A 20,893-nucleotide genomic window follows, 5' to 3' on the forward strand; every position below is an offset into this window, starting at 1 on the left:
GGAGGCTATTCTGCCCTGCAAGCCCTCAGACCCTCCCCGAGGGAAGAAACAAGGCTGATTGGTTGACCGGAGCGGGTCCGGGTCCTATTTTGCAGCCGAGCCACTCCATGCTGATGTTCTCCTCATGTTTTCGCCGGTCTGGTTCCGGATGGAAAACAGGAGAAATCGCGCATTGTCCCGGAAAGGTTTTCATGCTCGCAAGCTTCGTCCGCGCCCTGTTCGGCACTGCCAATGACCGGACGCTCAAGATGTTCCAGCGCCGCGTGCCGGAAATCAACGCCCTGGAACCCCAAATGCAGGCGCTGGACGACGCTGCTTTGGCCGCCAAAACCGGAGAATTCCGGGAGCGGCTGGCCAAAGGGGCGACTCTGGATAACCTTCTGCCAGAAGCCTTTGCTGTCACGCGGGAGGCGTCCCGCCGTGTGCTGGGCATGCGCCACTTTGATGTGCAGCTGATTGGCGGCATGGTGATGCATGCTGGCAAGATTGCCGAAATGCGTACCGGTGAGGGCAAGACCCTTGTCGCCACGCTGGCCGTTTACCTCAGCGCACTGGCCGGTAAAGGCGTGCATGTGGTGACGGTGAACGACTATCTTGCCGCGCGTGACGCCGCCGAGATGGGGCGGCTGTATAATTTTCTTGGCCTGACCACGGGCACCATTGTGCCCAACATGCCGGATGAAGCGCGTCGGGAAGCCTACGCTGCTGATATTACCTACGGCACCAACAACGAATTCGGCTTCGACTACCTGCGCGATAACATGAAATATCGCCTGGAAGAGATGGTCCAGCGCCCCTTCTACCACGCCATTGTGGATGAGGTGGACTCCATCCTGATTGACGAAGCGCGGACCCCGCTGATCATCTCCGGCCCGGCTGAAGACAGTTCCGACCTCTACCGGTCTGTGGATGAAGTGGTCGCGCAGCTGGTGCAGGACCCTGAGACCTTTGATAAGGACGAGAAATTCCGCAGTGTTGTGCTGACGGATGCCGGGTCCGACAAGGTTGAAGAACTGCTCCGTAACGCCGGCGTGCTGGATGAAGGCGGGTTGTATGACCTGCATCATGTGGCTGTGGTGCACCACGTGCAGCAGTCTCTGCGGGCCCATACGCTGTTCTCACGGGATGTGGACTATATCGTGCGGGGCGGGAAAGTCGTCATTATTGACGAATTCACCGGCCGTATGATGGAAGGCCGCCGCTATTCCGATGGCCTGCATCAGGCGCTGGAAGCCAAGGAGCATGTGGAGGTTCAGCAGGAGAACCAGACGCTCGCTTCCATCACCTTCCAGAACTTCTTCCGCCTTTACCCCAAGCTCTCCGGCATGACCGGCACGGCCATGACCGAGGCCGACGAGTTTGCAGAAATCTACAAGCTGGATGTGGTGGAAATTCCCACCAACCGTCCGGTGGCCCGTAAGGATGAAGACGACGAGATCTATCTGACGGAAGCCGAAAAATTCGGGGCTGTCGTCAAGCTGATCAACACGGTGCATGAGCGTGGCCAGCCTATTCTGGTCGGCACCACGTCCATTGAGAAAAGTGAGGCGCTGTCTGAACTGCTGAAGCAGGAAGGCATTCCCCACAACGTGCTGAATGCCCGTTTCCATGAAATGGAAGCGAAGATTGTCGCACAGGCCGGTGCCCCCGGCGCCATTACCATTGCCACCAATATGGCGGGTCGTGGGACGGACATCAAACTGGGTGGCAACGTGGAAATGCTGATCGGCCAGGAGCTGGACGGCATGGAAGAGGGGCCGGAGCGCGACGCCGCAGCACAGGCAATCCGGGAGCGCGTTGCGCGTGACCATGATATTGTCAAAGCAGCGGGCGGTCTGTTTGTGATCGGCACCGAGCGACATGAAAGCCGCCGGATTGATAACCAGCTGCGTGGCCGTGCCGGTCGTCAGGGTGATCCGGGCAACTCACACTTCTTCATCTCCCTGCAAGATGACCTGATGCGGATTTTCGGGTCTGACCGTATGGGCGGCATGTTCCAGAAAATGGGCATGAAGGAAGGGGAAGCCATTGTTCACCCCTGGCTGAGCAAGGCGCTGGAACGGGCGCAGAAAAAGGTCGAAGCCCGCAACTTCGACATGCGCAAAAACACGCTCAAATATGATGACGTGATGAACGACCAGCGTAAGGAAGTTTACGCGCAGCGCCGGGAATACATGGCGACGGAAGATGTCTCTGGTATTGTCAACGAAGCGCGGGAAGATGTGGTGGATGCTATGGTCGCCCGCCACATCCCCGAGAAATCCTTTGCTGAGCAGTGGGATGTGGCTGGCCTGACCAAGGCCGCGCAGGAAACTCTGGCGCTGGACCTGCCGATTGCGGAGTGGGCGAAAGAAGACGGGATGGACGCTGAGGAAGTGGCCAACCGGATCAGCCAGGCCGCGACGCAGGCGCAGGCTGCCCGTGCCGCCAACCTTGGCCCGGATCTGATGCGCTTTATTGAAAAGCAGGTGCTGATGACCACCTATGACGGGGTGTGGAAAGAGCATCTGCATGCGCTTGATCAGCTGCGTCAGGGGATTGGTCTGCGGGCCTATGGCCAGAAAGATCCGCTGAACGAGTACAAGCACGAAGCCTTCCAGCTCTTCACCATCATGCTGGAAGAAATGCGCGAGCGTGTCGTCTCTCTGATGGCGCGGGTCGAAGTGGCGCCGCAGGAAACTGCGGACCCGTTTGCCAATACGGCTGAAATTCACGCCAGCCCGGAAATTCCGGGATTTGCGTCTGAACCCGGCCCCGGTCTTTCCCCCGGAGCCTCACCGGAAATGGCAACGCCCATCGGTGGAAGTGCAATCATGCCGGATGATCCCTCAAGCTGGGGGGAAACACCGCGCAACGCACCGTGCCCGTGCGGGTCAGGGAAGAAATATAAGCATTGCCACGGTCGTCTGGTTTAAGACGCGCCGGGGCCGACGGACAGGGTAAGAGAACATGGCGGGTCATTCCCAATTTAAGAACATTATGCATCGCAAAGGCGCGCAGGACGCCAAGCGGTCCAAGCAGTTTGCCAAGATCATCCGCGAACTGACTGTGGCGACACGCTCCGGCCTGCCTGACCCGGCATCCAACCCGCGCCTGCGGTCCGCTATTACGGCGGCTCGGGATGTCAACATGCCCAAGGACACCATTGACCGCGCCATTAAAAAGGCGTCCGGCGCTGCTGCGGGCGAAGACTATATTGAAGTGCGTTACGAGGGTTACGGCCCGGCTGGCGTCGCTGTGATTGTTGAAGGTCTGACCGACAACCGCAACCGCACAGCGTCTGACGTGCGCGCAGCCTTCTCCAAATACGGCGGCTCTCTGGGGGAAACCAACTCCGTTTCCTTCATGTTCCGTCGTCTGGGTGTGATTACCTATCCGTTGTCCGTCGCGTCTGAAGATGAGATGCTGGAAGCCGCGATTGAAGCGGGTGCGGAAAACGTCGTCTCTTCCGACACGACGCATGAAATCACCTGTGAAGTCGAGGCGTTCTTCACGGTCCGGGATTCTCTGGAAACCCGCTTTGGCGAGCCGGAAAGCGCCAAGCTCGACTGGCGTCCGGAAAACACGGTCAGTCTGGATGAAGAAAAGGCCCGCACGCTGTTCAAGCTGCTGGACGTGCTGGAAGATCATGACGACGTGCAGAACGTCTATGCCAACTTTGATCTGTCCGACGAGCTCGCCGAAAAGCTGTCAGCCTGACGGTGGTACGCCTGCTCGGCATTGACCCCGGCCTGCGCTTTACAGGCTGGGGGGTGATTGATGTCGAGGGTAATCGGTTGCGGCACGTCGAAAATGGCGTGATTGCAACCAACAGTGCGGACAGTGTGCCAGACCGGCTGAAAGTCCTGCACGAAAACCTGACAATCCTGATTGACCGCCTCAACCCGGCAGAAGCCGCGGTGGAAGAGACGTATGTCAACCGCAACGGCACGGCCACGCTTAAGCTGGGCTATGCCCGTGGCGTAGCACTGCTGGCTCCGGCGCTGGCCGGCTTGCATGTAGCGGAATATGGCGCGCTGGCCGTCAAGAAGGCCGTGGTCGGCACGGGCTCTGCGGATAAAGATCAGGTTGAAATGATGGTGCGCCGCCTCCTGCCGGGGGTTAAGGTAGCGCGGGCCGATGCGTCGGATGCACTGGCAATCGCCATTTGCCACGCGCACCATCGGGCCAGCGCCCGCCATATTGCAGCCGGGGTAAGAATGGCATGATTGCATTTCTGAGCGGACTGGTCATTCAGGTGGAACTGGGCAGTTGCGTGATCGACGTGAACGGCGTCGGGTATCTGGTCGCGGCCTCCACCCGTACTCTTGCTGCGTTGCCGAACCCTCCTGAAAAAGCCCGCGTGCTGATTGAAACCGTCGTGCGGGAAGATGCGATTCTGCTCTACGGCTTTGTGGAAAGCGCGGAGCGCGAGTGGTTTCGGCTGCTGACGAGTGTGCAGGGCGTGGGTGCCAAAGTCGCACTGGGTATGCTCTCCACTCTGTCTCCGGGTGAGCTGGTGGCGGCCCTTACAACATCGGACAAAGCCTCTCTGACCCGCGCCCCCGGCGTGGGTGGTCGTCTGGCTGAACGGATTCTGACGGAACTGCGGGATCGTGCGGCAAAAATGCCCGGTGGAGGCGGGGGCATTGTAGTGCCTGCCAGCGCCACGCCCGGTGGCGGAATTGAGGCTGATGCGTTGCTGGCACTGGCCGGGCTTGGGTTCCGTCGGTCGGAAGCCGCTCCGGTTATTAAGCGACTGATGGAGGAACAGGGGGCTGCGGCCTCTCTGGACACCGTGCTGCGGGATAGCCTGAAAGCTCTGGCCCGATGAGCGGCACGGAGTTCACCCCTGAGCGGGAGATTGATCCCTCCCGCCGGGATGAGGATGTGGGTGAGGCCTCTCTTCGCCCGCAAACGCTGGCCGATTTTACCGGCCAGAAAGCCAGCCGCGAAAATCTGTCCATTTTTATTGCCGCCGCCCGCCAGCGTGGCGAGGCGCTGGACCATGTGTTGCTGCACGGGCCGCCGGGGCTGGGTAAAACCACACTGGCGCAGATTGTCTCACGGGAACTCGGGGTGGGCTTTCGAGCCACATCCGGGCCGGTGATCCAGCGGGCGGGAGATCTGGCGGCTATTCTCACCAATCTTCAGCCGCGTGACGTGCTGTTTATTGACGAAATCCACCGCCTTCAGCCAGCCATTGAGGAAATTCTTTATCCCGCGATGGAGGATTTCCAGCTCGATCTGATTATCGGGGAAGGCCCGGCAGCCCGCTCTGTGCGGATTGATCTGCCGCCTTTCACGCTTGTTGCGGCCACCACCCGCGCAGGATTGCTGGCAACGCCGCTGCGGGATCGGTTTGGCATCCCGCTGCGACTGGTCTTCTACACCCCGGACGAACTGCGGGCCATTGTGGCGCGGGGTGCGGAAAAGCTCGGCTTTAATCTGACAGAGGCCGGGGCGGAAGAAATTGCCCGACGCTCTCGTGGCACACCGCGTATCGCGGGGCGTCTGCTGCGCCGCGTGCGCGATTTTGCTGCCGTGATCGCCCCCGGCGGTGCGCCAGTCAGCCGGGAGGTGGCGGATGCCGCGCTCAGTCGGCTGGAAGTGGATGCGCTGGGGCTGGACGCCATGGACAGGCGTTACCTGCGCCGCATAGCAGAGTATCACCACGGTGGGCCGGTTGGGGTGGAAACACTCGCAGCAGCTCTGGCGGAAGCACGGGATACGCTGGAAGATGTCATTGAACCGTATCTGATTCAGGAAGGGCTGGTTCTGCGCACCAGCCGGGGGCGTGTGCTGGGGGAGCGTGGCTGGCGTCACCTTGGCCTGACACCGCCTGCGCAACCGGATGAACCGCGTTCTGCCCAGATGGATCTTTTGCCTGACGAAGAGGACGGCGCATGACCACACATGCAATCGATTTCCGCATTTATTATGAGGACACGGATGCCGGGGGCATCGTCTATCACGCCCGCTATCTGGCGTTTGCCGAACGAGCGCGGACGGAAGCCATCCGCAGCCTCGGGATGCCTGCCGCCTCCCTGCTGAGTGACTACGGGCTGGTGTTTGTGGTGCATGATGCCACCATCAACTACCGCGTGCCGCTCAAGCTGGATGATGTGGCAACCATCACCACACGCCTGCTGGAAGAAGGGGCGGCAAGCTGCCGGCTGGAGCAGGTCTTTACCCGTGACGGCGTTTTTTGCGCCCGCGTGGATGTAAGGCTGGCCTGCGTGCGTGCAGAAGATGGTCGTCCTGCCCGATTCCCGCCATTATGGCGTGATCTTTTGCGAGGACTTGCGGCTGAGGTCTAGTCGGCCTCTTCTGCTTTTGCGCGGAAGACAGTAAAAACAGCACGACCGGGACGCGTGGAGCCAAGCCCGAGTCGCAGACAGGTTGCCCGGGACGGGCGCTAGAGGCAGGAGGCGTTTTTGGATCGTGCGGTTGACGCGGCAAATCTCGGCGTAGCAGCGGCGGGAGACCTGTCGGTGTGGGGGCTGTTTATGAATGCCTCCCTGATGGTCAAACTGGTCATGCTGGGACTGGTGTTCTGTAGCGTGATGGTCTGGGCCATTATTTTCGATAAAATTGTAACGCTGCGGCGGATCAACAAACAGGCAACCGCCTTTGAGGACCGCTTCTGGTCCGGTGGCAGCCTGGATGATCTGTATGAAAGCGATGGCGCCAAGCCCGTGCATCCGCTGGCTGCCGTTTTTGGTGCTGCAATGGGTGAATGGCGGCGTTCTGCGCGCATCCCCGGTGTGGACCTTGTGCGTGGTGGCGTGAAGGAACGTGTGGACCGTGCCATTGGCATTACGGTCACGCGGGAAATGGATCGTCTGCGTCGCTGGGTTGTTTTTCTGGCAACGGTTGGCCCGGTGGCCCCGTTTGTCGGGCTGTTTGGCACCGTGTGGGGGATCATGCATTCCTTCAGCGCCATTGCCGCCATGCACAACACCAATCTGAGCGTTGTGGCCCCCGGTATTTCTGAAGCCCTGTTTGCGACGGCCATTGGCCTGCTGACTGCCGTGCCGTCCTACGTGGCGTATAACGTCATCAGCAACAGTCTGGACCTGTTCCAGGACCGGCTGGAGGGCTTTGGCACCGAGTTTGCGGCCATTCTGTCCCGCCAGTCCGAAGAAAGGGCCTGAGCCATGGGCATGCCGTCAGGAGGGAGCGGGCGCCGTCGCAGGCGTCCGATGGCTGAAATCAACGTGACGCCGATGGTCGACGTCATGCTGGTCCTGCTGATTATCTTCATGGTCACATCCCCCATGCTGACCAGCGGCGTGAATGTGGATCTGCCCAAGACAGACGCAAAGCCCGTCAATTCCGATACCAAGCCCATTACCGTGTCCATTCGCGCGGATGGCAGCCTGTATCTGGGGGATTCCGAAGTGTCGCCCGAGCAGCTGGTTGCCCAGCTGAAGGCTGCTTCCAACAATGACCCGTCACACCGCATCTTTGTGCGCGGTGATGCCCATATTGATTATGGCCGTGTGATGCAGGTTATGGGGCAGGTGACAGAAGGCGGCTTTACTCATGTGGCTCTGCTGGCGCAACAACCCGCCAGCAGCGGCCACTAACTCACTCTCCTGCGCAGAGAGGCGGAGAAATTTCATGGTGCGGCCACGCCGTTCCGAACAGACTGTGCTGAGGCGCTGTCTCTATCTGTCCGGCGGAGCGCATATTGCGTTCCTGCTGGCCCTGCTGGTTTCTCTGCCGCCCCCTAAGCCAGAGGAAGAACCTCCTCCGGTCGTGGAAATGCAGTTTGAGGCCCCGACGGATGACGGCGGCTCTCCTGCCAAGGCCAGCCAGCCGTCTTCCAAGCCCACACCGCCAGCCCCTGTGCCGAATGATGCGCCGCCCACGCCGGAGCCCCCGAAGGAAGCTCCGAACGAGGAAGCGCCGCCTCCGCCACCACCGCCGCAGCCGGTGCCCCCTCCGCCTGTGCCGGAGTCAGAAAAGCTGCCGGACACGCCCGTGCCGCCCAAAGCGGACGAGCCGTCTCCTGATGTGGTGAAAACGCCGCCGTCTCCGCCGTCTCCGCCCAAGACGACGCCGAGTGTCGCACCCCCGTCTCCGGTTACGGAGCCGACGGATACGCTGCCGGATACGCCCACGCCGTCTCACATCACACAGCCCAACAAGGCGAAGAAAACGCAGGAAGACTCGCATTCTCTGCTGGAAACGCTGGATTCTTTCCGGTCCGATACCAAGCAGACGCATGCGCCCAAGGCAAAAGCTAACCCTGCGCAGGGTGGTGCGCCTGATGGGGGCGGTTCGCCCAACGGGGATATTACCCGCAGCCTGTCTGCCGGTGAGCAGAAGGCGATCGGCGGTGCCGTACGTCGTTGCTATACAGAAGATACGGCTGCCAAAAATTATGCCACTTTTGTCGCGCACCTGATTGTGACGGTGGATGCCACGGGTGAGGCTCGTATTGTGCAGTTTGCTCCGCAGACGCAGGCGCAGATGAATGCTGACTCCTCATACCGGGCGCTGGCGGAACGGGCGCGGGCGGCTGTGCTGAGCCCCACCTGTTCCAAGCTGCCTATCCCCAAAAACCTTCTGGGCCAGACCCGGCAGTTGAAATTTGTGTTCAGGCCTTGATCAGGCCACCTGGAGGAAAACAGATGCTTACGAGTACACGACCGCTTATTTCTGATCAGGAAGCCGACACACTGGTTTCGGCCCTGGGCCGCCGTACGCTGATGGGAGCCAGTGTGGCGGCTGGTGGTCTGCTGATGACCCCGCTGCCCGGTATGGCCGCCACGGCTGCCCCTGAGGCAGAAATTACGGTTGATCAGGCGCGCACGGCCCCGATCCCCATTATCCTCCCCAACTTTGGCGGAGGCCTTGGCGCGCAGATTGCGGAAGTGCTGACAAACGATCTGACCAACACCGGGCTGTTCAAGGTCATTCCCGGTGGGGCTGGTTCTGGCACGCCGGATTTTGCCAGTGCGAAGTCCATGGGCGCGCGCGCACTGGTGACGGGCAGCGTAACCGGTAGCGGCTCCGTACGCGTGGAAATGCGCCTGTGGGATGTGCTGACCCATCAGCAGATTCAGGGCACGGCCTATACCACCACCTCAGCCAACTGGCGGCGCATTGCGCATATTGTGGGTGACGTCATTTACGAGCGCATGCTGGGCGAAAAAGGCTACTTTGATACCCGGATTGCCTTCATTTCCCGCTCCGGTGCGCGTGCGCATCAGGCCACGCGTCTGGCGATCATGGATCAGGACGGGGCCAACAGCCGTATGCTGACGGCTGGCAAGTGGCTGACCCTTACACCGCGTTTCAGCCCGGTGAAGGATCAGGTGGCGTTTATGTCCTACGCCAACAACCGTCCGCGCGTGTATCTGTTTGATCTGGGCAGTGGCCGCCAGCAGATTCTGGGTGAGTTTGCAGGCATTTCCTTCGCACCGCGGTTCTCTCCGGACGGGCGTTCTGTTGTGCTGTCCGTCACGCGCAATGGTGGGTCTGACCTGTTTGTGGTGGATCTGGCGTCCGGCTCTCGCCGTCAGATTACGTCTTCCGGCGCGATTGATACCAGCCCGTGTTACAGCCCGGATGGTTCACAGATTGTGTTCAACTCCGACCGTGGGGGCAGCCCGCAGCTCTATATCATGAGTGCCTCAGGTGGTGGTGCGAAGCGCATCTCCTATGGCCATGGCACATATGGTTCTCCGGTCTGGTCTCCGCGCGGGGATCTGATCGCCTTTACCCGTATTGCCAATGGCAGCTTCTCGCTGGGGGTTATGAATCCTGATGGCACGGGTGAACGCATCATGACCGAAGGCTTCACGGTAGAAAGCCCGAGCTTCTGCCCTAATGGTCGCGTGCTGGCCTATTGCCGTCAGAGCCGCGCTGGCGCAGGCGGCGCAGGCTTCAGTTCCTCCATCGGTATGGTGGACATCACCGGGTTTAATGACCGCGTTCTGCCCACGCCGGGGCAGGCCTCTGACCCGGCCTGGTCTCCGCTGAACGGATAAGTCTGTTTTGTCATAAAACAGCGCAAAGCCCCGGGTGAAAGTCCGGGGCTTTTTTTGTGGTTTCAGGAATACTTACGTTTGATTTTTTGAGGGAAGCTTAAGGGCATCGCGCTGGTCAGATGTTGTTCTGCGTTAAAAGCGGCCTCAGTTTTTTTCTTTGAGGCCGTCCCCTCATGGCATGTGGAGCATGTGTGCAACCATTGGGAATTCTTCGCCCGAAAGGGAATGAGAAAAAGAGCGTTTTGCCGAGTCGGTCAGCCTGACAGGCTGGGAAAGAAGAATTTCAGTCTTCGTCTTTATGGTTTTTTGAGGGACATTCTTTCTGCCTGATAACAAAAAAGGGTGATTGAAGTTCTCTGCATATAAGTGTGTCTGGTCGTTTTTCTTAGTAAACAAGAAGTATCCCGAAAGAATAAAAACGAGCGCAAATGCGTCGCAGAAGCATTGGAAGCTGGTTTCCGTTAATTTTTCGATAAAGTCTGATCTGTTGTAAAAATCCGGGTGCGGGCAAGGTCCTGTGTCTATTCAGCATCGGTTTCGCAAGGTCAGCTATGCCAAAAACAGATCCCGCTTGACCGCAGGAATGAGCTATGGCTTAGGGCAAGGTGGTCTCCACAGTTCGTCGGCTCTTCGATGGTTTTCGGAGGGGAGCAGAGGAATGCGCGGGGATACAGGCATTAAGCTGTTTTTTCTCTCCGAATAGTTCCTGTTGGGAACTAATTCTCAGGATCCGACACATGAGACTGAAATATATTGCTGCGCTTAGCATGGTTGCCCTTCTCTCTGCCTGTGCGCACGAGAAGGCAAACACCGGTGACTCCAATGGCGCAGCGACCACCGCTGTCCAGCCGAGCGGCCCTGTCCCCGGCAGCGAAGAAGATCTGGTTGCCACCGCGGGTGACCGCGTGCTGTTCGCTCTGAACAAAAGCGGCCTGACCTCCGATGCGCAGGCAACACTGGACAAGCAGGCTTCCTGGCTGGCTCAGTATCCGCAGGTCAACGTTGAAATCGCCGGTAACTGCGATGACCGTGGCACGGAAGAATACAACATTGCTCTGGGCCAGCGCCGCGCCAATGCAGCCCGTGATTATCTGGTTGCCAAAGGCGTTGCGTCTTCCCGCATCTCCACCATCTCCTACGGTAAGGATCGTCCGACCCAGGAAGGTGATGATGAAAGCGCATGGGCCCAGAACCGTAACGCCATTACCGCCGTTCACTAAGGTCTGGCGTTTTTCGCGTTTGAGTCGACAGGGCAGGTCGGGTGAGTTTCACCCGGCCTGTTTTCGTATTTCCTGTCTTGTTTTCCGGGGAGGAATGATGAAATCCTTGCCCGCTTTTAAGGAAAGGGTGAGGTCTTGATGAAAAACGGGTTGATGACGTCCGTTGCTGCGCCGTGGCGTGTTCTGGCCTTGTGTCTGCCTGTTGCTGCTGTGCTGGTGGCTTCTGCCCCGGCAGGCTATGCGCAGGAGGTGACCAGCCGTGAAGGGCTCGCGCTGCAAAATCAGATTATGGCGCTCAGGCAGTCCATGAGCCAGATGCAGTCCTCAGGCAGCACGCTGGCGCCGCCGTCTGCCACACCGGCTCCTGCTTCTTCCGGCAATGGGGATCTGACAGCCCAGCTGCTGGACCGCGTCAACACGCTGGAACAGCAGCAGCGCGATATGCGCGGTGAGATTGACCAGCTGACCAACGAGTTGCAGCAGAAGTCCGCCGCGCTCTCCAAACAGATTGCCGATAACCAGTTTGCGGCCCAGAACGGCGGAGGCGGTGCTGCCGCACCTGCTGCTGCCGCTGCGGCAGGGGCTACTGGTGCAGCCGCAGCTTCCTCAGCATCGCATCCCGCAGCCACGACGCCGGATGCGCTGCTGGCCAGTGGTAAGGCCGCGTTGCAGAAGCGCGATTACGCGACGGCACATGAGAATGCGGAAGAGGCCCTCAAGAACGCCAAAGGGAGCTTCAAGGTTGATGCGCAGTTCCTGCTGGCTCAGTCTCTGGCGGGTGAAAAGCAGTATCGTCAGTCTGCCGTGGCCTATTACGACGCCTACCGGCAGTCCCCCAAAAGCACCCGCGCGCCGGATGCTCTGCTGGGGGTGAGTGCTTCCCTGCTGGCTCTGGGTGACAAAAAGGCGGCCTGTCAGGCGCTTGGTAAGCTGAAGACCGAGTTCCCATCTCCTACGCAGCGCGTGTCTCATGCGGCGGAAATTTACTCAGGGCGGGGCGGCTGTCAGTAATCTTGACGCAGTTTTCCGGCAGGGCGATCGGGGCTGAGGTAAAGCCTTGCTCTGCTCTGCCGGATGATCCCTTTTCTGAAGCCCCGCTTTCTCCCGGCGCGTTTGTTGCGCGCATAGAACAGCTGGGGCCCTGGCTGCCGGATGATCCGGCTTTGCCACCCGTGGGGCTGGCCGTTTCCGGTGGAGGCGATAGTCTGTGTCTGGCCTGGCTGGCCCGGCACTGGCGGAAAAATCTTCTCGCTTTTGTGGTGGATCACGGATTGCGGTCCGAGTCCGCAGAGGAAGCGCGGCTGACTGTGCAGCGGCTGACCGCCATAGGTGTGCCTGCCCGCCTTTTAACCCTTACAACACTGACCAAAGGGCCCGGTATTGCGGAACGTGCCCGGCAGGCGCGTTATGCCGCGCTGGCGCAGGCCTGCCGGGAAGCGGGTTGCCTTGACCTTTTGCTTGGCCATCAGGCGGACGATCAGGTGGAAACCATATGCATGCGTCAGGAGGCAGGCAGCGGCCCGGATGGTCTGGCCGGAATGGGCTGGGTGACGGCACTGCCTGATGTGCGGCTTGTGCGGCCTCTTCTGGGTGTCTCACGGCAGGCTTTACGCAACACTTTGCGGCAGACCGGTCTGGCGTGGGTGGATGATCCGTCTAATCAGGACATGCGGGCCGAGCGGGTGCGGGTAAGGCACAGCTTGCAGACGCAGGATACGCGCCACACGTTATGGCAGCAGGGGGTCGAAGCGGGTGCCGCGCGCATGCAGCGGGAAGCGGAGCGGGCGGCCTCTCTGGCCAGACAGGTTACGCTCAGGCCGGAAGGCTGGGCTTGTCTGGGGGCAGATCTGCCGGAACCGGAAATCCTGTCTGGCCTTATTCGCTGTGTCGGCGGGATGATGTATCCCCCCCCTCCTGCTGCCCTGGCTCGGTTACAGGCCGCAGGGCAGGAGGCCACGCTGGCTGGCGTGCAACTGGTGCGAGGGCAAAACGGGTGGTTTCTGGTGCGGGAAGCTGCCGCCATGGCGGGTTCTGTTCCGGCAATGGCCGGGGCGCGGTGGGATAACCGGTTTGAACTCTGGTTTCCTCCCGCCGTTGATAGTGAGGGACTAAGGATTGGTCCGGCAGGACTGGGGCTTGAGCGAAAGGACCGGAGCGGCTGGCCTGCACGTTTCTGCGCCACGCTGCCCGCTTTGTGGCGAGGGGACCATCGGGTAGCCGTGCCGCATCTTGGCTGGTGGGCGGAAGAGGCGCTCAAACAGGCCCGCTTTCTGTTCCAGCCGCCGGTTTCCGTAACGGGCAGCGGCGTGTATGGCTGGCCAGAGGCGAGAGCAGAACAGCATCACACCTGATAATAAATGTCATGTGTGGGGTGGGAATATCGGCTCAGCATCCCATTTGTAATGGGAGAGGTTGCATTTTCCGGCGTCTGCCGCTCAGATTGGGGCACTCCGGCGCTCCCGCACGATAAGTATGGAAACACAGGCAAGATGAACAATTTAGGCCGCAACTTGGCGCTTTGGGTCAGCATCATCGTGATGCTGCTGTTGCTTGTAGATGTTTTCCAGCCGGGGAACACGCAGCACGCAGCACAACAGCTGGCTTATTCTGACTTCATTACCGATGTTGATACCGGACGTGTCCGGTCCGTGGTGATGCAGAACCAGAATGTCTCCGGCACGCTGACGGATGGCACGGCTTTTGAAACTTTTGCGCCGCAGGATCCCTCCCTTGTCTCCCGTCTGACGGGCAAGGGCGTTGAGGTTGTGGCCAAACCGCTCGATCAGGAAGGTAGCCCGCTGCTGCGCTACTTCCTGAATGCGCTGCCGATCATCCTGATGGTGGGCATCTGGCTGTTCATGATGCGCCAGATGCAGGGCGGCGGTGGCCGGGGTGCCATGGGCTTTGGTAAGTCCCGCGCCAAGATGCTGACGGAAAAGCAGGGCCGTGTAACCTTTGAAGACGTTGCGGGCATTGATGAAGCCAAGAGCGAGCTTCAGGAAATTGTCGACTTCCTGAAAGACCCGCAGAAATTCACCCGTCTGGGCGGCAAGATCCCCAAGGGCGTGCTGCTGGTTGGGCCTCCCGGCACGGGTAAGACTCTGCTGGCGCGTGCCATTGCCGGTGAGGCCAATGTGCCGTTCTTCACCATTTCCGGTTCTGACTTTGTGGAAATGTTCGTGGGTGTCGGTGCGTCCCGCGTGCGTGACATGTTCGAGCAGGGCAAGAAAGCTGCACCGTGCATCATCTTCATTGATGAAATCGACGCCGTCGGTCGCCATCGTGGCGCTGGCCTTGGCGGCGGGAATGATGAGCGTGAGCAGACCCTGAACCAGATGCTGGTCGAGATGGACGGGTTTGAAAGCAATGAGGGCGTGATCCTGATTGCTGCCACCAACCGTCCCGACGTGCTGGACCCGGCTCTGCTGCGCCCCGGTCGTTTTGACCGTCAGGTTGTGGTGCCGAACCCGGATGTGGCTGGTCGTGAGAAAATCCTGCGTGTGCACATGCGCAAGGTGCCGCTGGCGTCTGACGTGGACCCGCGCATTATTGCCCGTGGCACGCCCGGCTTCTCAGGCGCTGACCTCGCCAATCTGGTGAACGAGGCCGCTCTGGCCGCTGCCCGTCTGGGCAAGCGCACTGTGTCGATGCGTGATTTTGAAGACGCCAAGGATAAGGTGCTGATGGGCGCTGAGCGTCGCTCTCTCGTCATGAGTGACGAAGAGAAGAAGCGCACCGCGTATCATGAGGCCGGCCATGCCATTACGGCGGTGCTGGTGCCGGAAAGTGAGCCGATCCATAAGGCCACCATCATTCCGCGTGGTCGCGCTCTGGGGATGGTCATGCGTCTGCCCGAAGGTGACCGCCTGTCCATGAGCAAGAAGAACTGCATTGCGCATCTTGTTGTCGCCATGGGTGGTCGCGTTGCGGAGGAAGTCATCTACGGGAAAGATAATATCTGCAATGGCGCCATGGGTGACATTCAGATGGCAACCCGTGTGGCCCGCAGCATGGTGACCGAATGGGGCATGAGTGACCGGGTTGGTATGATTGCCTACGCCAATGATGATCAGGGCGGTGGCGGCATGTTCTTTGGTGGTGCGGCCAAGAACTTCTCTGAGCACACAGCCAAGGAAATCGATTCCGAAATCAAGCGTCTGATTGATGAGGCGTATGATCAGGCTCGCAACTACATGCACGACCATGTGGATGAACTGCACCGTCTGGCCGAAGCGCTGCTGGAATATGAAACTCTGAGTGGGGAAGATATCCGTCAGATCATGCGTGGCCAGCCGATCGAACGGGTGGAAACGGATGACACCACGCCGGTCAATCGTCGCTCTTCCGTGCCGCAGGTCTCTGGTCCGGAAATCGTCGAGCCGACTGATAAACCGGATGGTGGTGAAGGTGGTGGGGTGAACCCGGTGCCGCAGCCGAGCTAACGGGTCACACCGCAGAAATATAAAGAGATCAGGAGAGGCGGCAGTTATGCCGCCTCTTTTGCGTTTGATGGGAGGAAGGCTGAGGATGGATTTTCGGCGTCTGGCAGAGCCTGCGGGCTTACTCTACGGCACAGCGGCACAAGATGCCGTAAAACGCGGCTTTGCTCTTCCTCTGGCAGGTGGTCCGGCGGCTTTTAGCTGTGTGGATCTGATAGAAGACCGGACCCATAGCGGCTTTATGCCGGTGGGGAATGTACCTGCAGGCTGGCAGGATGTGCTGGCCCGGCTTGTTGCCAAACCTCCTGCTGCCGGAATGCCGGAGGGGCCGCAGGTGATGGGGATTCTGAACATCACGCCTGATAGCTTCAGTGATGGTGGGCGACATCACGAGGCCCTGCGTGCTGTGCAGGCAGGGCAGGCGCAGGTCTTCGCCGGGGCCAGTGTGCTGGATATTGGGGGGGAAAGCACGCGGCCCGGTGCGGCGGTTGTTACCCCTGAGCAGGAATGGGAGCGCATAGGCCCGGTGGTGCAGGGGCTGAAACAGCAGGTGCCGGAGGCGGTGTTGTCCATTGATACGCGCAATAGCGCCGTGATGGCGCAGGCGCTGGCAGCGGGCGCAGATGTGATTAACGATGTTTCGGCCCTCACGCATGATCCGGAAGCTCTACCGCTTCTGGCCGGAAAACAATGCGGTGTGGTGCTGATGCACATGCGCGGCACTCCGGCCACCATGACGCAGCATGCGGTGTATGAGGATGTTGCCTGTGATGTGGTGCGGGAACTGGGCGCACGGCTGACTACGGCGATAGAGGGCGGCATTGCGCCGGAGCGGCTGAGTGTGGACCCGGGTTTAGGCTTTGCAAAAAATACCGCGCAGGGTGTCACCTTACTCTGTCGCCTGCCGCTTCTGGCCAATCTGGGGTGTCGGGTGGTGCTGGGCATATCTCGTAAACGGATGATTGGTGAACTGACAGGTGTGCAGGACCCGGCAGGGCGGGATGCGGGCACGCAGGCAGCGTCGCTGGAAGGGGTGCCGCTGGGCCAGACTGTGCTGCGTGTGCATGCGGTGGAAGGCATGGTGCAGGCACTCCGTGTCTGGCAGCGCGTCCATACAGTCTGAAAAAAGACGTTTGTTTTCCAGCCTTACGGTTCCTTCTCGTCAAAAAGCGTTTTAGGGAAGAGGAAACAAAGATGCGTCCGCACGGTCATGACGGAAGAGTCAGGCCACCTGTCTGGGCGCAGACGCCACAAAACGAGATTGGACGAGGCAGATGAGACGTCTTTTTGGGACAGATGGCATTCGCGGGACCGCAAACATCGCGCCTATGACAGTCGATATTGCTCAGAAACTGGGGCAGGCGGCGGGCCTGCATTTTACTCGCGGAGAACACCGGCACAGTGTTCTGCTGGGCAAGGATACCCGGCTTTCCGGCTATATGATTGAAAGCGCTCTTGTGGCTGGCTTTCTCTCCGCGGGGATGGATGTCACGCTGGTTGGTCCGCTGCCGACTCCCGCTATTGCCATGCTGACGCGCTCTCTGCGCGCTGATCTGGGCGTCATGATTTCCGCTTCGCATAACCCGTTTGGCGATAATGGTATCAAACTGTTTGGCCCGGATGGGTTCAAGCTGTCTGACCAGAACGAAATCGACATTGAAAATCTGATGATGGCGGACCTTACGGGCCGCCTTGCCACCCCGCGTGAAATTGGCCGGGCCTCCCGCCTGAACGATGCCGCGGGCCGGTATGTGGAAAGTGCCAAAGCCTCCTTCCCGCGCAAGTTGCGGCTGGATGGCATGAAAATTGTGATCGACTGCGCCAATGGCTCCGCCTATCGCGTGGCTCCTACGGCTCTGTGGGAACTGGGTGCGGAGGTGATCCGCATTGGCTGCACGCCGGATGGTGTCAATATTAATGAGAAATGTGGGTCCACCCACCCCGAGGCCTTGTGTCAGGCCGTTGTGCAGCACGGTGCCCACCTTGGGATTGCGCTGGATGGTGATGCAGACCGCGTTCTAATTGCAGATGAAACCGGACGCCTGATTGACGGAGACCAGATTCTGGCCCTCATCGCGCAGTCCTGGGCGCGGGAAGGGCGGCTGGTCGGCCAGTCTGTGGTGGCGACCGTGATGTCCAACATGGGTCTGGAACGCTTCCTGAACACACTGGATGTCGGGCTGGAGCGCACGGCTGTGGGTGACCGCTACGTGGTGGAACGGATGCGGGAGCTTGGCAGTAATGTCGGCGGTGAGCAGTCTGGCCATATGGTGCTGACAGATTTTGCCACGACGGGAGATGGCCTGATTGCAGCCCTGCAGATTCTGGCGGTGCTGGTTGAAGATGGTCGTCCGGCCAGTGAAGTGTGTCGCCTTTTCAAACCCTTCCCGCAAAAGCTGAAAAACGTGCGCTTTAGCGGCACATGTCCGCTGGATGCGGATGTAGTGCAGGCAAGGCAGAAAGATGTGGAGACGATGCTTGCTGGTCGTGGTCGCCTTGTGTTGCGCAAAAGCGGTACGGAGCCGCTGGTGCGTGTGATGGCAGAAGCTGAAGATGCGGCTCTGGTTGATGATGTTGTTAACCAGATGTGCGAAGCCCTTGAGGCCGTAAACGTCCCTGCGTAACGCGTTGGAGCGTCTGATGAAACCTGACCAGAAAAACCCTGCGCGTATTCTTGCGATTGCCGGAAGTGATTCTGGTGGCGGTGCTGGAATTCAGGCCGATATCAAGACGATAACGGCGCTGGGTGGATACGCCATGACAGCCCTGACGGCTCTGACGGCACAAAATACGGAGGGGGTGCAGGCTATTTTGCCAGTGCCCCCGGAATTTTTGCGGCAGCAGATTCGCAGTGTGCTGGATGATCTGGGTGCTGATGCCATCAAGACCGGTATGCTGGGAGGCGCTGCGGAAATTCAGTGTGTCTGTAAAGAAATTTCCCTCTATCGCAACACGGTTTCTAATCTGCCTGTGGTGGTAGATCCTGTGATGGTTGCAAAAGGGGGTGCCAGTCTTCTGGCTGATGAGGCTTTGTCCTGCCTGAAAACACAGCTTTTCCCGCTGGCAACGGTTCTGACGCCAAATTTGCCGGAGGCCGAGAAGCTGACGGGCATGGAGCTTTCGTCGGTAGAAGACATGCGCCGAGCTGCGCAGATTTTGCGGGAGATGAATGGGGCTGCCGTGCTGGTTAAAGGCGGCCATCTGGCAGGCGATCTGCTGATTGATGTTTTGCTTGATGAGTGTGGGTTCACAGAATTTAGCGATACACGTATCGACACGCGGCACACGCATGGTACGGGGTGCACGCTGGCCAGCGCACTGGCCACCGGGCTGGCGCAAAAACTCCCGCTGCGCCGGGCGGTTGAGCTGGCCCGTCTTTATGTGCGGCAAGCGATCCTGACAGCACCGGGGTTCGGAGCTGGGGCGGGGCCACTTTGGCATGCGCACAGATGGTATAAAACAACCTGATATTTTAGAGTGATTTAAAAAAATTAGTCCCCGGCAGCCTGAAACTGTTGCTCTGGGATGGGGGCACGCATTGGGATTTCTGGCCTGGCAGGAAGGGAAAGAATTTTAGCCTCAGGGTCATTAAGGATATATCCTTTTCCCCAAACAGTAGAGATCAGGTGATCTGATGCCCCGGCAGCCTGAAGTTTTTTGCGAAGTTTACAGACAAAAACATCAATAATCTTCATATCTGGTTCATCACGACCTCCGTACAGGTGGTTCAGGAACGTTTCCTTGGTCTGAGCCACGCCTTTGCGCAGGACAAGAAGTTCAAGGATGGAAAATTCTTTGCATGTCAGATGTACTGGCTGGTCGTGAACCATCACAGTATGGCTGTTCAGATCCAGTTTGAGTTCAGCGACCTGAATGACTGGATGGGCAAACCCGCTGGAGCGGCGGAGGATGGCCTGAATCCGTGCGACAAGCTCTGCCGGGTCAAATGGTTTGGTCAGGTAATCATCTGCGCCCATGGAAAAAGCCCGGATTTTTGCTTCGGGCTGATCGAGTGACGAAAGAATGATGACGGGTGTTGAAATTTTCAATAACCGCAGAGAATTAACAACATTATAGCCATCCATGTCCGGCAGATGCAGATCAATTACCGCGATGCCGTAATCATAGTTTCGCAGCATCTCAATCGTATTCCGGCCAGAACGAGCCAGGTCTACTGAAAGACCTGCTTTCTTGAGGGTTGGTAAGAGCAGACGGGCTGACGTGGCTTTGTCTTCAGCAAACAGGATACGCATTGGGTTCCCCTCACACAGAGCGCGGTACACCTTAAGGTTGTATTAATTATCAATGAATCTATTTTTACGTGTTTTTTTTAGAAAGATAAACAGAGATTCATCTTATTTTGACTGGTTAGAGGTAAGGTATGCAACTGGAGCATGTTTTAGACACCATCCCATAAAAACAATCATAGGTTGAGGTGACTAAGATGATTTCCTATTTTCTTACTCTGAAAGGGTAAATTTTTTATGAACATAAAACAAAAAGTGATTTACTCAGAGAATTAACATAATTATTTCGTGTTTATTAAATAAATATTATAAACAAAAATAAGAAAATAAACGGGTTGTTTAAAGTGATGGAATAAATCAATTTTATTAAATTTGGTGAAAGATATGTATTTTATAAGTATAATATGAATTAAAAAATGCATCCCTGACGTATAGAGTATACGTCTGCTCACGTTCCCCTGTTAGCGGCCTTTTCGCGTTCGTCGTAATATGTGAGGAGGAGAAAAGCAGTTCGTGCTGGGGGCGGGATGACAGACACACAGATGGTTCTGAAAAATGAGCAGGCAACAGAGCAACTGGCCCGTGCGCTGGCCGCTTTGGCGCAACCGGGGGACGCGCTTTTGCTGACAGGCCCACTAGGCGCCGGAAAAAGCGTTTTTGCCCGCGCTTTCCTGCGCTGTTTTTGTGGGGATGACGCTCTGGAAGTGCCAAGTCCTACTTATACACTTGTACAAACCTATCAGGCGCCGGCCTGTGCCGTCTCGCATTTTGACCTCTGGCGTCTGGGAGGCCCGGATGAGTTGGAAGAGCTGGGCTGGGAGGATGCGCGGGAAGGCGTGGTTCTGGTGGAATGGCCTGAGCGTCTGGAAGATTTAACGCCGACAGAGGCCCTGCATGTTGGGTTTACAGTTGGGCCTGATGGGGTGCGCACGGTACACCTGCATGGTTGGAGCGACAGGGTGAATGGCGTCGCTCTCTCTGCCAGCCTTCCGGCCTGAAGGGTT

Annotated in this window: 19 protein-coding genes; 18 read left to right on the plus strand and 1 reads right to left on the minus strand. The window is 58.7% G+C overall.

From position 1 onward, the window contains the following. Nucleotides 1-191 precede the first annotated feature (191 nt). The 17 genes from secA to thiD all read left to right on the plus strand — a co-directional run bounded on the left by secA (nucleotide 192) and on the right by thiD (nucleotide 19,110). Entirely contained in the window at nucleotides 192-2,915 is a 2,724-nt protein-coding gene (gene secA / locus HK23_RS08635; protein ID WP_086653642.1) for a preprotein translocase subunit SecA, read from the plus strand. A gap of 34 nt (nucleotides 2,916-2,949) precedes the next feature. Continuing rightward, entirely contained in the window at nucleotides 2,950-3,699 is a 750-nt protein-coding gene (locus HK23_RS08640) for a YebC/PmpR family DNA-binding transcriptional regulator (RefSeq protein WP_086653643.1), read from the plus strand. Between the two features lie 2 nt (nucleotides 3,700-3,701). Continuing rightward, the gene (gene ruvC / locus HK23_RS08645; protein WP_048836267.1) at nucleotides 3,702-4,208 is read left to right on the plus strand and encodes a crossover junction endodeoxyribonuclease RuvC; all 507 of its coding nucleotides are present in this window, start codon (nucleotides 3,702-3,704) and stop codon (nucleotides 4,206-4,208) included. Next, nucleotides 4,205-4,813 (plus strand): Holliday junction branch migration protein RuvA, encoded by a 609-nt coding sequence (ruvA, locus tag HK23_RS08650; protein ID WP_063907253.1) that lies wholly within the window; start codon nucleotides 4,205-4,207, stop codon nucleotides 4,811-4,813. The genes ruvC and ruvA overlap by 4 nt, the downstream gene beginning before the upstream one ends. After that, nucleotides 4,810-5,889 carry a Holliday junction branch migration DNA helicase RuvB gene (ruvB, locus tag HK23_RS08655; protein ID WP_063907252.1) on the plus strand — a complete coding sequence of 360 codons (1,080 nt, stop codon included), beginning with the start codon at nucleotides 4,810-4,812 and terminating at the stop codon, nucleotides 5,887-5,889. The genes ruvA and ruvB overlap by 4 nt, the downstream gene beginning before the upstream one ends. Next, nucleotides 5,886-6,299 (plus strand): YbgC/FadM family acyl-CoA thioesterase, encoded by a 414-nt coding sequence (locus HK23_RS08660; protein ID WP_043550321.1) that lies wholly within the window; start codon nucleotides 5,886-5,888, stop codon nucleotides 6,297-6,299. The genes ruvB and HK23_RS08660 overlap by 4 nt, the downstream gene beginning before the upstream one ends. A 117-nt stretch (nucleotides 6,300-6,416) precedes the next feature. Then, on the plus strand, nucleotides 6,417-7,136 hold the full coding sequence (tolQ, locus tag HK23_RS08665) for a protein TolQ (RefSeq protein WP_062272313.1): 720 nt from the start codon (nucleotides 6,417-6,419) through the stop codon (nucleotides 7,134-7,136). Between the two features lie 3 nt (nucleotides 7,137-7,139). Next, on the plus strand, nucleotides 7,140-7,571 hold the full coding sequence (gene tolR, locus HK23_RS08670) for a protein TolR (RefSeq protein WP_025827084.1): 432 nt from the start codon (nucleotides 7,140-7,142) through the stop codon (nucleotides 7,569-7,571). A gap of 34 nt (nucleotides 7,572-7,605) precedes the next feature. Next, complete coding sequence (locus HK23_RS08675; protein ID WP_086653644.1) at nucleotides 7,606-8,598, plus strand: energy transducer TonB; 993 nt, start codon at nucleotides 7,606-7,608, stop codon at nucleotides 8,596-8,598. 23 nt (nucleotides 8,599-8,621) lie between these two features. After that, nucleotides 8,622-9,983: a Tol-Pal system beta propeller repeat protein TolB gene (gene tolB / locus HK23_RS08680; RefSeq protein ID WP_063907250.1), complete on the plus strand. Its 1,362-nt coding sequence runs from the start codon at nucleotides 8,622-8,624 to the stop codon at nucleotides 9,981-9,983. 737 nt (nucleotides 9,984-10,720) lie between these two features. After that, nucleotides 10,721-11,203 carry a peptidoglycan-associated lipoprotein Pal gene (gene pal / locus HK23_RS08685; RefSeq protein WP_063907249.1) on the plus strand — a complete coding sequence of 161 codons (483 nt, stop codon included), beginning with the start codon at nucleotides 10,721-10,723 and terminating at the stop codon, nucleotides 11,201-11,203. 138 nt (nucleotides 11,204-11,341) lie between these two features. Next, nucleotides 11,342-12,214 carry a tol-pal system YbgF family protein gene (locus HK23_RS08690; RefSeq protein WP_179193853.1) on the plus strand — a complete coding sequence of 291 codons (873 nt, stop codon included), beginning with the start codon at nucleotides 11,342-11,344 and terminating at the stop codon, nucleotides 12,212-12,214. Nucleotides 12,215-12,216: 2 nt separating this feature from the next. Further along, on the plus strand, nucleotides 12,217-13,554 hold the full coding sequence (tilS, locus tag HK23_RS08695) for a tRNA lysidine(34) synthetase TilS (RefSeq protein WP_256940121.1): 1,338 nt from the start codon (nucleotides 12,217-12,219) through the stop codon (nucleotides 13,552-13,554). A 138-nt stretch (nucleotides 13,555-13,692) separates the two neighbouring features. Then, nucleotides 13,693-15,645: an ATP-dependent zinc metalloprotease FtsH gene (gene ftsH / locus HK23_RS08700; RefSeq protein ID WP_086653687.1), complete on the plus strand. Its 1,953-nt coding sequence runs from the start codon at nucleotides 13,693-13,695 to the stop codon at nucleotides 15,643-15,645. An 85-nt stretch (nucleotides 15,646-15,730) separates the two neighbouring features. Then, nucleotides 15,731-16,765 (plus strand): dihydropteroate synthase, encoded by a 1,035-nt coding sequence (gene folP / locus HK23_RS08705; protein ID WP_086653645.1) that lies wholly within the window; start codon nucleotides 15,731-15,733, stop codon nucleotides 16,763-16,765. 151 nt (nucleotides 16,766-16,916) lie between these two features. Next, nucleotides 16,917-18,266: a phosphoglucosamine mutase gene (glmM, locus tag HK23_RS08710; protein ID WP_063907246.1), complete on the plus strand. Its 1,350-nt coding sequence runs from the start codon at nucleotides 16,917-16,919 to the stop codon at nucleotides 18,264-18,266. Between the two features lie 16 nt (nucleotides 18,267-18,282). Beyond that, on the plus strand, nucleotides 18,283-19,110 hold the full coding sequence (gene thiD / locus HK23_RS08715; protein WP_086653688.1) for a bifunctional hydroxymethylpyrimidine kinase/phosphomethylpyrimidine kinase: 828 nt from the start codon (nucleotides 18,283-18,285) through the stop codon (nucleotides 19,108-19,110). A gap of 23 nt (nucleotides 19,111-19,133) precedes the next feature. On the opposite strand, the gene HK23_RS08720 is transcribed toward thiD, so the two are convergent. Next, nucleotides 19,134-19,895, minus strand: a complete 762-nt coding sequence (locus HK23_RS08720) for a response regulator transcription factor (RefSeq protein WP_086653646.1) — start codon at nucleotides 19,893-19,895, stop codon at nucleotides 19,134-19,136. Between the two features lie 521 nt (nucleotides 19,896-20,416). Between HK23_RS08720 and tsaE the strand changes: the two genes are divergently transcribed. Beyond that, a complete protein-coding gene (tsaE, locus tag HK23_RS08725; RefSeq protein ID WP_256940122.1) occupies nucleotides 20,417-20,887 on the plus strand; it encodes a tRNA (adenosine(37)-N6)-threonylcarbamoyltransferase complex ATPase subunit type 1 TsaE in 471 nt (156 codons plus the stop codon). Nucleotides 20,888-20,893 lie beyond the last annotated feature (6 nt).

Origin of the sequence: Acetobacter malorum (genome assembly GCF_002153605.1) — a bacterium.
Taxonomy (GTDB): Bacteria; Pseudomonadota; Alphaproteobacteria; order Acetobacterales; family Acetobacteraceae; genus Acetobacter; species Acetobacter malorum_A.